This window comes from Candidatus Methanomassiliicoccus intestinalis Issoire-Mx1 (assembly GCF_000404225.1).
In the GTDB taxonomy this organism is placed as follows: domain Archaea; phylum Thermoplasmatota; class Thermoplasmata; order Methanomassiliicoccales; family Methanomassiliicoccaceae; genus Methanomassiliicoccus_A; species Methanomassiliicoccus_A intestinalis.
The window spans coordinates 1499185-1513733 of record NC_021353.1 but is presented as its reverse complement, the minus strand read 5'-3'; the positions used below and the strand labels follow the sequence as shown (position 1 = coordinate 1513733).

Below are 14549 nucleotides of genomic sequence, written 5' to 3'. Positions count from 1 at the left end.
CTCAATGGGCGTCTTTCATTTTGTGAAAAACAAAATTGTTTACAATCTTCAACGCGTACCTGAATGCAAGATCAAGATCAGACGGCTCTGTAATCACGTGTTTTAGGTTTGATCCCCACCACCTGCCAGATGTATACAGCGCTCTGTACGCAGCTTCTCTGGCGTTGTTGAGATCGTCTGGAGTAAGTTCTGCGGTCCCAGTCACCGCACTGTCTTGATACAATTTTCTAAAATCTGTGTTTGGCACATCCTTTCCATAAGTGTCTTCGTACAGTTTTGTACCAGGATATGGGACTGCTACATTGAACTGAGCTGATGTTGGCAGCGTTTCTTTCACAAAACGCATAGTTTCAGATACGCTTTCCCAGTTTTCTCCAGGCAGACCCAGAATAAATGAACAAAATGTCTTAATCTTGGCTTCTTTGGCCCATTTTATTGCATTTTTAGCTTCATCTATCTTGATATTTTTCCCTACTGAATCCAGAATTCTTTGACTCCCTGATTCTATTCCGAATGATACTCCGCGGCAGCCAGCGGATCTCATCATTTCTAAAAGTTCCTTATCTACTAAATGCGCTCTTGTATTGCAGTACCATTTAATATCCAGATTTTCTTCTTTCAATAATCTGCAGACTTCTTCTGTTCTTTTTCTATTGAATGTAAATGTTTCATCAAAAAATGAAGCTGTGCGCAGGCTGTAATGTTCTTTAAGATATCTGAGCTCTTCAATTATCTTTTGTGAAGATTTCATCTTTAAGGGAGTACCAGCAACTGTGCAGAATGAACACTTGAATGGGCATCCTTTACTGGTGTATAATATGCTAAATGGCTGACCTGCTGGAGCAGTTACAAAATAAGGATCTAAATTAGGAAGCAGATCATACGCAGGAAGAGGCAGCGAATCATAATCTTTTATTGCCTCTACATTTCCTCCATATCCATGTTTTGTTATTGCACCGGGAGAGATGTTATCTCCGTTTTCCCAGGAATTAATTAATGCGGGAGATGCAACTTCATATTCATCGGTTATGTATGCATCAAGGTCAGGAGCTTCATTCATAACCTGTGATCCAAGAGTGTGAAGTGTCCAGCACAGTCCGCCTGTATGTATATCTGAATTCAATTCCTTAGCTATGCTGGCAGTTTTCATATCATGATCAAATGTGGTGGGAGTAAAACGAAACAAAACTGCATCTGGCTTAGTACGTTCTATCTTATCTTTGAGGGTATCATAACCCATATCCAATCCATTTAGATCTATGAATGATACATTGTGATTATCATTTCTCAGGAGCGAAGCTATCTGCAGAAGTGAATATGGCTCCAATACTGAATATCTTTCTGTGACTTCACATCTTTCTTCACGTATAACGGATACTCCATTATACCTAGGCGGATTTACAAGAAGAACTTTCATTTTGATTCTCCAATAGCTTTTATGTAAGCGTTTGCAGTGTTTCTTGCCATAGTTTCCACGTTGAATTTATCTAAAATTTTGTTACGTGAATTGATTTTAATATCATTTACAAAATTATCATTAACTAATATTCTGGATACAGCTTTAGCCAATTCTTGGCTGTTTCCAGCATTTATAAGCATGGCATCTTTTTCATTTTGAACAATCTCTGGAACTCCCCCGACATTTGAAGCAATCACTGGAACTCCACACGACATGGCTTCTAAGATTGTCAGTGGAAAGCTTTCTGAAAAAGAAGGAAGTATAAATGCAGAGGCTAACGAATATAGGTATGGCATTTCCTGATAAGCTACAGGTCCGAGGAATATGCACTCATTATCATCCAGACCGATTGTATGTGCGTAAGATATCCATCTCGATGCATCTCCATTCCCTGCAAAAACAAAACATGCCTTATCATCTAGATTTTTTTTGGCAAGTATCGCAGTTTCTATTCCTTTGAGAGCAATCATTCGTCCAGAAAACAAAACAATATTTTCGATACCATCCAATCGTGGAAAATGCTGTATTGCTTCACTATATTCTTTGTGTGAAAATACATCAGCGTCTATGCCATTGGGAATTACATTTGAATCGGTTCCTACACCTATTTTATCTATACACCAGTCTCGTATGTATTCTGAAACGAAAATAAGGTTAGGTGATCGTTTTAGATAGAATTTTTCGGTAGCAGACAGCAATGGATAGAGCGCATAAGTCATTCGTTCAGACTTTTCCAACCTCTCTACCGGAGCGGCTGAATTTTTAGTGCCAAGCCGTTGTGAGCCAATTGTGCTGTGTACAGTTGTTATTGATGGAACTCCGTTGCGGTTTAATTTCATCAGGATGTCTGGCATCTGGGCATGGTTTGCGTGTATGATATCAAATTTGTTCTCATTCTGTAGTTTTTTAAATGATCGCCACAGCCTGTATTGGAATTGTCCATTGCAGAAGAAAGTATCTTTTGATTCTCCTAAGCTGTGTACGTCTATATCACATAAGCAGTCACTGCCATTTAGGCAGATTAAATGCATTTCAAACTCATCTGGAAGATGTTTTGCAAGTTGCATCGTATAGCTCCCTATCCCTCCCCAGCTGAGAAATTCTGGAGTAACCATTGCAATTTTCATATAATCATCCAGAACGAATCGAATTTGCAGAATTATCGCTATGTTTTATTAGTCGAAATCCAAAACCACCACCGGCATTCCAAAATCTTCTTTTTATGATCATGGCAAGTATGGAGACTCCTGCTGCTATCGGAACCAGTTTAGTCTCTCCGCGCCTTGGCAAATATCTGATTGGAACTTCTCCCACATTCAATCCTTTCTTTATGGACTCAGCGAACAATTCTGCTTCAAGTTCAAAGTGTTTAGATTCCAGCTGCAGCACTTTTAATGCATCAGTCTTAAACCCCCACATTCCTGTGCAAATATCGCTGCATTTATGACTGTATAATAATGCAGCTAGAGCGCTCAGAATCTTATTTCCGATTCTATTCATTCCAGTCATTGCGCCTTCTTCAATTGTGCCTTTAAATCTAGACCCCATAACAACGTCCTCACCAGATTCAAGAGCGTCAATTATGTCTGGGATGTACTTTGGAGGGTATGTTCCATCTGCATCTAGCATTATTATATAATTAGTATCTAGAAGTGAAGAAATTTCCTGAACTTGATCACAGTTTCCGCATGCAAGAGATAACGTTCTATTTACTACATTTTTTGGAAAGCAAAGATCAATAGTCTGTCTTATTCCAACTCCTTTTCCTTTTCCTTTTTGAACTATTACGTTTGCACCTTTCTCTCTGGCAATTTCTACAGTTCGATCTGACGAGCGACCATCTATGATCTCCAGAAATAGGTTATACTCTGGATTTTGATAACCAACTTCTAGCACATTATCGATAACATCTGCTATGCTTTCTTCTTCATTCAATGCAGGTATGATAATTGCTACCTTTTTGGTCATTTCTGGCATCCTCATTCAGAGCGTACGCTGTATTATGCAGAAACTGCTTTTCAGAATCATATCTTATAGTCCAGCGTTTGCTTAGAATTGATCCTATTTTGTAAAGGAGAGCTACTTATAATTTCGGTTTTAATAGCAGTAGCTTCTTCTGAAACAATATCATATTCATCGGTTAATTTTATAAACACTCTGTTGAAATAGGATTCAAAGATGGGGAAATTCTTGAACAATGAATACCGGGTACGTCCACTACCCCTCTATCTTTTGACGTTGGTGGGATTAGCGATATGCATAGTCTCATCGTACGGATATTCAATACAGCATATTCCAGTCTCTGAGTCATTTGGGCTTTTTGGAATGCTCCCTGTTGGTTTCTGGATTGGAATCGGTGTGATGACACTGTCCCTTGTAATAGGTGCTTTCACAGCATCTGAACGGGTATTTTTCATTCAAGCAATGGCCGTCTTTGTTACATTATGGGGATCAACGGCATTGTTTCAGACATATCCTGCTGTATGGGACTCATATATGCATTACAATTCATCATTCGAAATAGTTTCAACTGGTTTTATACCCGATGATCCTGATTATTCTTATGCATATAACTATCCTGGATTCTTTGCATTTGCTGCAACTTTTTCAACCATTGCTGATCCAAATGTAATTGAATTTCTGCGATTTTATCCTGTATTTGCTGCAGCCTTTACATTGGTTGCAATATACCTGTTTATTAGAACATACGTACCAGCGACAGGATACCGGGTAGCGTTTTTGGTAGCCGCTTTTGTAAATGTGTGGCTGCAGTTTAATTTCTCTCCTCAGTCTGTAGGTCTGGCAATCGGGCTTTTGATCTTTGTGTGTCTCGAAAGACAGGGAACAGTCTGGAAAGGTACTGCTGTTGCATTATTTGCATTTTTGACAGTATCTCATCCGACTACGGTGCTTTTTGTGTTGAGTGCAGTTGTTGTAAAGGAAATACTCAGTAGGATATATCACAGAGTTAAGACTACAGCACCACCGGCAAATGGACACTGGCCGGCAGCGTTATTCTTGATAATCTGGATACTGTGGTCTTTAGTTGGAGCAGCTGAATTTACTTTAAATCTGACACAGTTTGTTCTCGGTCAAGTTCAATACCTTGGATTCATGGATCAAGCTGTTCAAAATCAGTATGAGATGAGGACAGGCACAGAGAATATATTTGGGACTCTTTACCCGCAAATCCGTACATTTACTATCCTGTTGTTTGGATTATTAACTCTCATTGGACTGTTAATATATGTATTTAATAGAAAGAAAATTTCTATTCCAAAGCACATACTGCCTCTATTATTCATTCCGGCATTAGCTATTCCATTGGATGCATTGTTCTTTAATGGTCAGATATACGACAGAGGGATATTGTATTTAATGTTGGTAGCACCACTGTTCTTTATCCCAACTCTCTTGAGAAAAAAGAAAATCACTGCTGCATTAACCACTATACTCGTAGCAGGTATAGTTGTTTCCTGTGCTTCAACGATGTTTTATCAACAGAGTTTGTATACCAGCAGTGCCGAAAGTATCGCAGCTTCCGATTATTTATCTGAGGAAGTACCGCAGACCTATGTAATTGGAGGTTATTATCCGTATAAAGACTGGGGCGATGGGGAATCATATCAAAGACTGCAGTTCAGTGCAACATATCCAACAACTGTGCTAGAAATGGCTTCAAGTTCTGGATCTGGTTCATACCTATTTGATGATACTACTGAGCTATGGTACAAACAATGGGGAATTGAAGACAGATATGATTTCTATTTAAATCAGGAAATAATGAACTCTAAGGTCTATGATAATGGGCGTTATCAGGTAATGTTTGTCAGGGGGACTTAATGTGAACATCGCCCTGGTAAACTTGATTACCAAAACTGCTGATCTGCCAAAAGGACGAACTGCAAAAAATCCAGTACCAGATTCAGACGATGATCTGAATATTACAAAACTAGCAAAGACTCTGGCATCCAAAGGTCATAACGTAACAATATACATCTCAGACGCCTATGAGCCAACTATAAAATGCTCTAGTGACGGTATAAACATCATATATGTGCCAACACGACTAACTTCAATCTTCCCTCCTGCAGTGTTTCCCTGCACACCGTCTTTGAAAACATATCTTAAACAGAATGGCTTTGACATAGTTCAATCTGGAGAAGTTTTCCAGATGGGAACTATCTACTCAAATTCTGCAGTTAAAAATTCACATTCAAAGTTATTTGTATGGCAGGAATTAGATGTTTTGATGCAGGGAATGGCAGGAACCATCCAAAAACAATTCTATAATACGTTGGGAAAACGGATAGCAAAAAATTGTAAAATAATTCCTCGTTCCAAATCAGCAGCCACTCATCTTATAAATTATGGATTCGACAGTGATCTGATAACACAAGTAGTTCATTCTGGTGTAGATTGTTCGGTATTCAGGCCTATGGACAAAGACGAGTCCCGCAGGGAATTTGGGCTGTCCACTGATCAAAATGTAGCGATTTCTGTTGGAAGGCTGCATTATAACAAAGGCATGGATATTCTGGTCAGAGCTGCTAAGATAATACGAGAAGAAGATCCAGATTTTAAGCTGATTCTTAAAGGAACAGGTCCGGAAGAAGAAAATTTAAGAGCACTTATCCAAAAATTAGGACTTGTAGATACAGTTTTCATTCACACTGACTATCTTGACAGTCATGGCTTGGCAGAACTCTACAACTGTGCAGATCTTTATATGCTGAGTAGCAGAAACGATCTATTTCCATTTACTGCTATAGAATCCATCTCCTGCGGAATACCTATCTTATCTTCATTTAGCCGAGGTATAGAATCAGATATAGTTGGTGAAGGCGCAGGGATTATGGCTCCACAAACGCCAGAGAACATTGCCGATTCAGCAATAATGCTCTTCAATGATCTAGGCAGGCTCAAATCAATGAGCTGTAAAGCCAGAGATCTGGCGGTTGGTGAATTTGATTTTGGTGTTTCTGCAGACAGACTGTGCTGCATTTACGAGGAATCTCAATGAACAAAATCATATTTGTTCCATATATAACTCCAAATCCTCAAAGCAGTGAGCGAACTCCAAAACTTATCCATATCCTGTCAGGATGGACTGAAATACTGCCCGTATCTACTGATGAACTTGATAACAGAGTATATGATCAGAATTATAATAAATTTCAAAGATATGGTTTATTTATTTTGAGTGAACTGAAAACTTTCTTCAATATACTGAAGATTGGAAGAAAAAACAGAGATTCAATCATATTCGCAGAAGGTTCGTACTATGCATTTGCTGGCGCGATGGCTTCCAAAATTCTGCAGATCCCTTCAGTTTGGGATAATCATGGAAATATCAAAGATTTTGGTGCGGCAGTTGGAAAGTCTAATGCATTTATAAAATCCAATCTGATGATGGAAAAAATAGTGGCAAGGGCTGCATCCAAAATAATTGTAGTATCTGAAAAAGATGAAGATGTTTACAAGAAGAGTGGTTTTGACAGATCAAAATTCATTGTAATTCCAACATGTGCAGATTTAAGCATGGTAACAATAACTCCAAAATCAGAAGCCAAATCTAAATTAGGAATACCAGCTAATAAGAAAGTCATCCTTTTCTTTGGATCTTTAAACTATTATCCAAATGAAGATGCAGTGCGGTATTTGATTGACAATGCCATTCCTGACCTAAGGAAACTGATTCCTGACGCAACGTTGTATGTTGCTGGCAGCGGAACTATTGAGAATACAGATGATGCAGTAATGCTGGGGTACGTACCGGATATATTTCTATGGATCTCAGCTGCAGACGTATGCGTAGCTCCGCTGTGGAAAGGTGTTGGTATTTTGACTAAAGTAATAGATGTCCTGTCTGTAGGCTGTCCCATTGTAGTAAGCAGCCTTGCAGTAGATGGGATTCCAGAACTAGTGGATGGGAAAAATTGTTTAATCGGAACTAAGGATAATTTTCATGAAAAAATCGCACAGATTCTGTGCAATCCAGAATTGGGAAATACGCTTGGAAATGAAGGCCGTAAACTGATCCTTGATAAGTACTCCTGGGAAGCGGTCGCTCCCAAATTAAAATCATGTCTGGAGGCATTATAATGAAGAACTTTGTTTTTGCAGGACCATCGAGACCTTTTGATCTGATACTTAATCTGGTCATTGTAGTTGTTGCGCTCTTTATGAGTCTTGCAGGCCTGTATGGGGTTGTTTTAGACATTATTGCATTTTACGCAGTATTTTTTTCTGTAGGATATGCTCTGGTTTCTGCATTATTTCCTGGAAACACAGCGCTGATGTCGCAGTCGTTTACACTGCCGAGAACAGAAAAAACTCACGAGATCACGATGCTTGAAAGAATTGCACTTTCTGTAGCGCTGAGTGCTGTAATCGTAGGTATAACTGGAACTTTCTTATCTAGAGGCATATTTGGAATAACTACAATAACCGCAACGTTTGAAATTCTTATCTTTACCGTAATTTTCACAATAATTGCAATAAGCAGGAGAATTTCATGGGCAAGAGATCCGTTTATACTAAATGTTAAAGTTGGAACTGGCATAAAGTACACGACTGCTGAGAAGTCGATGCTGATGATGGTTGTTGCAGCTTTAGTATTGTTTGCTGCCGTGTCTGCAGTTACTTTAGCCAAAGAACCTCAAAAAGAGAATTTTGCAGAATTTAGCATAAGTGGGCCTTCAGGCACTGTAGATACACTTCCCACCACAGTAACCGGAGTGTCAAACGTTGTAGTTAACATAAAATCTCACCTGTCCGAAGCAGAAAATCTGACGCTTATTGTCTCGGACGGGTTAGGGTACACGCATACGGTTTATTTTACACCTGGATCCGTAATCTCACTTGACGCTTCAACAGGGCAGTCTACAGTACTGTCACTCGATGAAGGTGAGGAATTGCACCTGAACATTTACTTTTCAGTTCCTTCACCAGGCAGTCATACTATCTTCTTTACATTAATCAGCAGTGAACAAACATTACAACTTTGGATGCCTGTCTATGTCCCCTCTAGTGAATGATCAAGACACTTATCAAATACCTCATACTACAAAAGTCAAAGTAGTGTATGGCTCTGAGAACGGACTGCTTGGAAGAACCCGAATACTCTCCGAATGGATGTCTGATGGAGAAACATACCTGGACGTTGGATGCTCAGACGGAGAAGTAGTAGGTTCTGTAGGCGGCCGCTGTTCAAAAGCTGTAGGCCTGGATGTGGATACAAGAACAATGGCTGAAGCCAAAAAGCGTTATCCCGATTTCGAATTTGTTCTTGGGAGTGCCGATAATCTGCCCTTTGAAGACGAATCATTCACTACTGTTTCAATGCTGGATGTCTTAGAGCACGTACCAAATCCTGAAAAGTCTCTGAGTGAAATAGATCGTGTTCTCCAGCCCGGAGGACATTTGATAATTTCCGTACCGCACAAAGGCTCATTTTGGTACATAGATGCTCAGCGTTCCAGAATCTTCGCTGCAGGCCGAAAGATACTCTTAGGAAAAAACGACTCAGTTTTGGAGCATAAACACTACAAGACAGATGAGTTGCTGGGAATGCTTCCCAGCTACACTGTTGTGAACAAACACTATGGAGGACTTTTATTGTATCCTTTATGTGGTTATGCATTAATGTTTACAGACAGCCTGGGCGTTAGCAGACTGTCGAGCGCGATAAGGCGAATTGAGGAATCTGATTTTCAAAGAGATTATGGCAACAGAAGCTGGCACTTAATGATGCAGCTTAGAAAAGGTGAGAAATAATGACTTCTGTCTCTATCATCGTATGTACCTATAATCGAATACAATGGCTTACAAAATGTCTCAGATCGATAGAATCACAGACGCCGAGACCTGATGAGATAATCGTTGTTGACGGACCATCTACCGATGGAACCAGAGATATGCTGGAGCTGCTGGCTACAAAGGGAGAACTTAAGCTCATTCGTCAGGAAACTCTGGGCGGGATATCTTCTGCAAGGAATCTTGGTTTGGCTGAAGCAACATCGGATGTAGTTTGTTTCATTGACGACGATGCCGTAGCACAGCCTGGGTGGTTGCAGTCTATTATTGACGAATATGATGACGATATGGTTGGGGGAGTAGGCGGTCCTGTTTTTGATATGAATGGAAATTTATCAATGGGCAAAAATGCAGTCGCTCCAGATGGAAGATGGTTTGATGAATCTCGTGAGGAATGCTTAGATGGTCTTTATCCAGTAATGGTTGGATGTAACATGTCTTTCAGAAGACAAATTTTAATCGATGCTGGCGGATTTGACCCTTATTTTAAATTTCATCAGGATGAAACGGATGCATGTCTTAAAGTTGTAAGGTCTGGGTATACAATAGCTTATTCAGATACTGCTGCTGTAAGGCATGAATGGTGCGAAGGATCTTATAGAAAAGACAGAGTTCGTTGGTATCTAAAACTCAGGTATTTATGGGGCAGAAATAATTCATATTTAGTACGTAAACATTTTAGTGAAGAAATGAGATTTAAACATTATGTAAACTGCAGAATGTCTAATTTCATTAACAAACGCGTTGCTCCAAAAGGTATTTTAGAAAAAGAGGAAACCGAGGGTAAACTGCCGATTTACATCGTTGTTGTTGGAACAATGTTTGAAGCAGTTGGCTTACTTAAAGGTTGGAAAGATGGAGCGAGTAGAAAACATCTCTAACTACGCGATTTCTTTCACCAACTCCATATACTCTTTTTTGAATCGTTCCATGGAAAATCGTCTGGCAATTTCGGAAGAAGGAACAAAGTTTGTTTTGATGACGTTCTCGATTCCCTTCATATACCCTTCTTCATTACCAATTTCAACTATTGCACCAACATCTTCTGCATCGATATCTTCAAGTATGCCTGTTTTTGAAGCCACTACCGGAATCCCACATTTAATCGCTTCCATCACTGAGTATCCCGATGATTCATATCTTGAAGGAAAAATTAAAAAGTCAGCAGCAGAATAATATTTGGGCATATCCTCGTATTCTACATTGGTTCTTATTATTATATTATCCGTACTTTGTAATCTATTAGGAGTAACACATATTATTTTTATACTTTTAGAAATTTTTGATACTATGTCAAAACCCTTAGTCCTGTCTGTACGTCCGACAAATATCCCCAGAGGCCCTGAATAATCAATATTAAGTTCTTCTCTAGCTTTTTCTTTAGGTATGTTATGAAATATATCAGGAACTGCATTTTCTATGACTTTGGATTCTGTTTTATAGTATCTTTTCAGTTCTCTTTGAACCTTTGCACTGACTGCAATATTGACACCCTTGTTCAAACAAAGTTTTTCAAAAAAAGGTGAGATGTATTTAGCCTGAAACCGACCTTTTGTTCCCTGCATGGCTTCCCGTGAAAAACCAGAATATGTAAAATGAAAAATATTAATCATTGGAGACCTAGTTTTGATATTCCAGCCTGCATAGGCATTTCTGAAGATGGCATCAAATTGATCATCGATTTCCAAAAATCTTTTCCCAGCTTTCCAAGATCGGTATTCATTTTGAAAACCTGCTTTTGCGAAGATCTGCCCTATATTCTGCGGTGCAGTTATAATTGTGGATTCAGGAAATACAGTATGCAGGTGTTTAGTAAATACTTCAGTACCTCCTTTGACCTGATTGTAATCATTCAGTGCAATGATTGCGGTTTTCAAGAGTATTCCTCCGGTTAATTTATTAAGGGAACCTTTCAGTATATTCAATGTGGGTATGCATAGTGCTTCATTGGAGCTAAAGTTCATAACTGAAAAGATCAGGAGACGATTTGGAGTAATGGACTCATTAGAGGGAACTACATGGGATCCGAAGGTTATGGAAGTCCCTCCTGGAAATCGATTTCTGGTGATCTCTCCGCATCCCGATGATGATGCGATAGGTTGCATGGGCACACTACTTAAACTTCGCGACAATGGATCGGAACTAAGAACACTTTATCCATCGATACAAAGCGGTAATTTTACTCAAGATGAGAGAATCTCTGAAATAAACGCAGCAATCAGGGAATGTGATATCCAAAACTGCAGACTGAATAAATCTTCGTTTCCTAATGCTGCAGATCTTAAGGACATGATCTCTGATGAAATCCTTACGTTCCAGCCAGATACTATTTTGGTACCGTCTCCTTTTGAAAATCACGATGAACACTTGAGAGCGTTTCATGCCGTTGCCGATCTTCTTGAAAACAACAATGAGATTAATGTGATGATGTATGAAGTCTGGGGAGCCCTGATGCCTAATCTGGTAATACCCATCTCAGAAACAATGGAAAAAAAACTTAGTGTAATCAGAATGCATGGCACGCAGATGGAAGATATTGATTATGTCAGAATGGTAAGGGGAATAAATGAATACAGAGCAGCAATGAATCGGTTAGAGGGCTATGCAGAGTCATTTATCTACATGCCAGGTAAAGATCTGAAAAAGATGTTTTAAGATGAAAGCTGTTCTTCTCTGAACCTTGACTCGACATTCCTCAGCATTCCTTTGTTGACAATTCTCATCGTAGATTGCATTCTGTCAATCGCATTAAATCTGTACTTATATCCTTCAGTGCCCCGCAGCATATCTACTTCTTTTATCTTATTCGAACAGCACTCTTGAATTATTTCAGATATTAGCACATATCCAGGAGACATTTTTGCATACTCTGGATTAAAACCTGAGAGATAGTACATATACCGTTTCTCATCCTCAAAACCCATTGCGATGGCTATTGGAGTATCGTCAATGTCTATTGAATGAAATACTGTGCCTCCCGACTCTCCATGAATTCTGGAAACCCTTTCAGCAAATTTCATCATATTGGGAAGCTTTAGGACATTATCACTTTCCCAGCGGGCATCGCTGAGTTCCTGCAGCATCCGCACTCCTTCTCTGCACTCTTCATCTCCCTTTCTGGAGGTAAATCGGCCGCCGGCTGCTTCAATCTTTCTTTTAGACCTTCCGATATTGTATCTCATATTCTTTGAAAGATTGGCCATATATTCCTGATATCCGTGTGATACATCGATATGCGGAGACAGACTCGTAACGTATTCCGCTTCCGGAAATGCCATCTTTGCATTTGTGAAAGTTGGGTTTGCATATACCATATCCCGAAGTTCGATTACATCCCATTTATTCGTTGATTTCAAGTAATTCCATATTGCCATGTGTATGTCGCTTCGTCCGTTCTTTGCAATAATTCCACATCTGTCTGATGGTCCAGTTCCTAAAAACAGAACCTTCCTCCAGGGAATGGCCCGACCTCTTGAAGAAACTGCGAACGGTCCCACACCAACAATCTCTCCGTCTTCTTCAACAGTTATGCATTTTAGTTTGTACTCAGACCCAAAAACATCCCACCAGGTTTTTAACCATGGTATGGAGAGAAAAAAAGAATCCTCTCTGCTTGATTTCAGCAGCTCATTCCATATCTCCTCAAGTGCCAGCATACCTGATAATGAATCAATTTCTTTAGCTTCAAGAGCCATTATCTTAAGTTTTTAGAGTATTAACAACATTATACTTTCGTAGAATCATGACTGACTGCAGATCTAACCCCATTAATGCTCCTGTTCTGAACTCAAAACTCAATTTTCCCGTCATCCAGGTTGCAGTTTAAACTGCGTTAGTCTGATGTTTTTTGCGAAATGTGTAGAGCATTGTTCAAGCTTATACAAAAACCTCATATACTGCCATAAATCTCCTCGCTTGGGGCGCTAGTGATGAACTTATTACGAACCGGCAAAGTAAAGGAAGTCTATGAAGTAGATAACGATACACTGGAATTTGTCTTTACTGACAATATCTCTGTGTTCGACAAGATTATACCGTCTAATGTTCCAGGCAAAGGCGAAACTCTCTGCAGAACTGCAGCGTTTTGGTTCCAAGTATGCCGCAAAGCAGGTATTAAGACTCATTTTACTGAGCTAATTCCTCCGAACCGCATGAGAGTAAAAAGAGTTGAAGTCATTGAAGATACAAACAGAATAAACACTTCGACTGTGAATTATCTGATTCCCTTGGAATTCATATCCAGACACTATGTAGCCGGATCTCTATTTGACAGAGTTCGTTCAGGTGAGATCACAGCTTCAGATCTAGGGTTTGAAAAAGATCATGAAGTTAAATATGGAGAAAAGCTCCCGACTCCGTATTATGAGACTACAACCAAACTTGAAAAAGTTGACAGGCTTCTTACGCGGAAAGAAGCTCTGGAACTATCTGGCTTAACTGAAAAAGAGTTAGATGGAGTGTTTGAACTTGTAGCAAAAATCGATGATGTCATCGCATCTGAAGTCGGTGAACGCATGCTCATTCATGTAGACGGAAAGAAAGAGTTTGCTATGGATTCTCAGCGCAACATCATGCTGATTGATACATTTGGAACTTCTGATGAGGACCGCTGGTGGGATGAGGATGCATATGCAGCCGGAGAATGCGTAGAGCTGTCCAAAGAAGCAGTAAGACAATATTACAGAGAAACTGGATATTTTGATAAATTAATGGCCGCAAGGAAAAACGGTCAGCCAGAACCAGATATTCCAGCACTCCCCAATGAATGGATAAGAAAGGTTCAGGATCTGTATATTGAAATGTTTGAACGTCTCACCGGAGAAAGTTTCCGGTGAAACATACAAACTCATTCTAAAATTACTTTTACCATCCTCTGCCCTGCGGGACAGTCAAGTTCCCCATCGGCAGAGATTATTTTAAAGCGCATTCCTTTGGTGACGCCTGTTGGATGACAAAGTCTGTAATTTTCACATCCAATCTGGCTGCATTCAGTCGGATTAAATGATAATGTAGACCCTTCAAGCGCATATTTTTTTGGAACTGCTCCATTAATATTCAGTTTCTCAACTTCTGCTGCGCGTACACCACCTTCGTGGATGCGGCATTCATGATGAACATCCCTCACTTCTTTTACACAATAGCGGCAGCCAGCGTCTAGATTGAAGCAGATTCCTTTCAATTTGCAGTCTCTGCATTCAGTTATTGGGCCGCGAAAGACAAAAGTTTTTCCAACTTCTGCAAAATCTTCTCCGATTAAGGTAACAACTACCAT

General features: G+C 39.6%; 14 protein-coding genes. 8 read left to right on the top strand and 6 right to left on the bottom strand.

The annotated features are described in order from the left end of the window. Position 1: 1 nt before the first annotated feature. The 3 genes from H729_RS07260 to H729_RS07250 are packed head-to-tail and all read right to left on the bottom strand — an operon-like array spanning position 2 to position 3427. Positions 2 to 1417: a B12-binding domain-containing radical SAM protein gene (locus tag H729_RS07260; protein WP_020449359.1), complete on the bottom strand. Its 1416-nt coding sequence runs from the start codon at positions 1415 to 1417 to the stop codon at positions 2 to 4. Then, a complete protein-coding gene (locus H729_RS07255) occupies positions 1414 to 2586 on the bottom strand; it encodes a glycosyltransferase family 4 protein (RefSeq protein ID WP_020449358.1) in 1173 nt (390 codons plus the stop codon). Before H729_RS07255 ends, H729_RS07260 begins: the two co-directional genes overlap by 4 nt. A gap of 4 nt (positions 2587 to 2590) precedes the next feature. Then, positions 2591 to 3427, bottom strand: coding sequence for a glycosyltransferase family 2 protein (locus tag H729_RS07250; RefSeq protein WP_172618684.1), 837 nt, complete (start codon positions 3425 to 3427; stop codon positions 2591 to 2593). 210 nt (positions 3428 to 3637) lie between these two features. Between H729_RS07250 and H729_RS07245 the strand changes: the two genes are divergently transcribed. From H729_RS07245 to H729_RS07220, 6 genes are read left to right on the top strand one after another with little or no spacing between them, the layout of a single operon-like run. Next, on the top strand, positions 3638 to 5302 hold the full coding sequence (locus H729_RS07245) for a hypothetical protein (RefSeq protein WP_147554414.1): 1665 nt from the start codon (positions 3638 to 3640) through the stop codon (positions 5300 to 5302). Between the two features lies 1 nt (position 5303). Next, positions 5304 to 6482, top strand: a complete 1179-nt coding sequence (locus H729_RS07240) for a glycosyltransferase family 4 protein (RefSeq protein WP_020449355.1) — start codon at positions 5304 to 5306, stop codon at positions 6480 to 6482. After that, the gene (locus H729_RS07235; RefSeq protein WP_020449354.1) at positions 6479 to 7564 is read left to right on the top strand and encodes a glycosyltransferase family 4 protein; all 1086 of its coding nucleotides are present in this window, start codon (positions 6479 to 6481) and stop codon (positions 7562 to 7564) included. Before H729_RS07240 ends, H729_RS07235 begins: the two co-directional genes overlap by 4 nt. Continuing rightward, a complete protein-coding gene (locus tag H729_RS07230) occupies positions 7564 to 8499 on the top strand; it encodes a DUF1616 domain-containing protein (RefSeq protein ID WP_020449353.1) in 936 nt (311 codons plus the stop codon). The genes H729_RS07235 and H729_RS07230 overlap by 1 nt, the downstream gene beginning before the upstream one ends. After that, positions 8480 to 9238: a class I SAM-dependent methyltransferase gene (locus H729_RS09545; protein ID WP_020449352.1), complete on the top strand. Its 759-nt coding sequence runs from the start codon at positions 8480 to 8482 to the stop codon at positions 9236 to 9238. The genes H729_RS07230 and H729_RS09545 overlap by 20 nt, the downstream gene beginning before the upstream one ends. Then, positions 9238 to 10158: a glycosyltransferase family 2 protein gene (locus H729_RS07220; protein WP_020449351.1), complete on the top strand. Its 921-nt coding sequence runs from the start codon at positions 9238 to 9240 to the stop codon at positions 10156 to 10158. The genes H729_RS09545 and H729_RS07220 overlap by 1 nt, the downstream gene beginning before the upstream one ends. On the opposite strand, the gene H729_RS07215 is transcribed toward H729_RS07220, so the two are convergent. After that, positions 10159 to 11154, bottom strand: a complete 996-nt coding sequence (locus H729_RS07215; protein WP_172618683.1) for a glycosyltransferase family 4 protein — start codon at positions 11152 to 11154, stop codon at positions 10159 to 10161. Positions 11155 to 11272: 118 nt separating this feature from the next. On the opposite strand from H729_RS07215, the gene H729_RS07210 reads away from it, so the two are divergent. Then, positions 11273 to 11932 (top strand): PIG-L deacetylase family protein, encoded by a 660-nt coding sequence (locus tag H729_RS07210; RefSeq protein ID WP_020449349.1) that lies wholly within the window; start codon positions 11273 to 11275, stop codon positions 11930 to 11932. Here the strand turns inward: H729_RS07210 and H729_RS07205 are convergent. Continuing rightward, positions 11929 to 12972, bottom strand: coding sequence for a GNAT family N-acetyltransferase (locus H729_RS07205; RefSeq protein WP_020449348.1), 1044 nt, complete (start codon positions 12970 to 12972; stop codon positions 11929 to 11931). The two genes, H729_RS07210 and H729_RS07205, sit on opposite strands and share 4 nt — an antisense overlap. A gap of 234 nt (positions 12973 to 13206) precedes the next feature. Here H729_RS07205 and H729_RS07200 point away from each other — a divergent pair, with 234 nt between their 5' ends. Continuing rightward, on the top strand, positions 13207 to 14112 hold the full coding sequence (locus H729_RS07200) for a phosphoribosylaminoimidazolesuccinocarboxamide synthase (RefSeq protein ID WP_020449347.1): 906 nt from the start codon (positions 13207 to 13209) through the stop codon (positions 14110 to 14112). An 11-nt stretch (positions 14113 to 14123) separates the two neighbouring features. Here H729_RS07200 and H729_RS07195 read toward each other — a convergent pair whose 3' ends face one another. Further along, entirely contained in the window at positions 14124 to 14549 is a 426-nt protein-coding gene (locus H729_RS07195) for a UPF0179 family protein (RefSeq protein ID WP_020449346.1), read from the bottom strand.

What these genes read in the sequence shown, in the direction of transcription:
- H729_RS07260 (WP_020449359.1), bottom strand. Translation starts at nt 1,417, where the DNA reads ATGAAAGTTCTTCTTGTAAATCCGCCTAGGTATAATGGAGTATCCGTT.
- H729_RS07255 (WP_020449358.1), bottom strand. Translation starts at nt 2,586, where the DNA reads ATGAAAATTGCAATGGTTACTCCAGAATTTCTCAGCTGGGGAGGGATA.
- H729_RS07250 (WP_172618684.1), bottom strand. Translation starts at nt 3,427, where the DNA reads ATGACCAAAAAGGTAGCAATTATCATACCTGCATTGAATGAAGAAGAA.
- H729_RS07245 (WP_147554414.1), top strand. Translation starts at nt 3,638, where the DNA reads ATGGGGAAATTCTTGAACAATGAATACCGGGTACGTCCACTACCCCTC.
- H729_RS07235 (WP_020449354.1), top strand. Translation starts at nt 6,479, where the DNA reads ATGAACAAAATCATATTTGTTCCATATATAACTCCAAATCCTCAAAGC.
- H729_RS07230 (WP_020449353.1), top strand. Translation starts at nt 7,564, where the DNA reads ATGAAGAACTTTGTTTTTGCAGGACCATCGAGACCTTTTGATCTGATA.
- H729_RS09545 (WP_020449352.1), top strand. Translation starts at nt 8,480, where the DNA reads ATGTCCCCTCTAGTGAATGATCAAGACACTTATCAAATACCTCATACT.
- H729_RS07220 (WP_020449351.1), top strand. Translation starts at nt 9,238, where the DNA reads ATGACTTCTGTCTCTATCATCGTATGTACCTATAATCGAATACAATGG.
- H729_RS07210 (WP_020449349.1), top strand. Translation starts at nt 11,273, where the DNA reads ATGGACTCATTAGAGGGAACTACATGGGATCCGAAGGTTATGGAAGTC.
- H729_RS07205 (WP_020449348.1), bottom strand. Translation starts at nt 12,972, where the DNA reads ATGGCTCTTGAAGCTAAAGAAATTGATTCATTATCAGGTATGCTGGCA.
- H729_RS07200 (WP_020449347.1), top strand. Translation starts at nt 13,207, where the DNA reads ATGAACTTATTACGAACCGGCAAAGTAAAGGAAGTCTATGAAGTAGAT.
- H729_RS07195 (WP_020449346.1), bottom strand. Translation starts at nt 14,549, where the DNA reads ATGGTAGTTGTTACCTTAATCGGAGAAGATTTTGCAGAAGTTGGAAAA.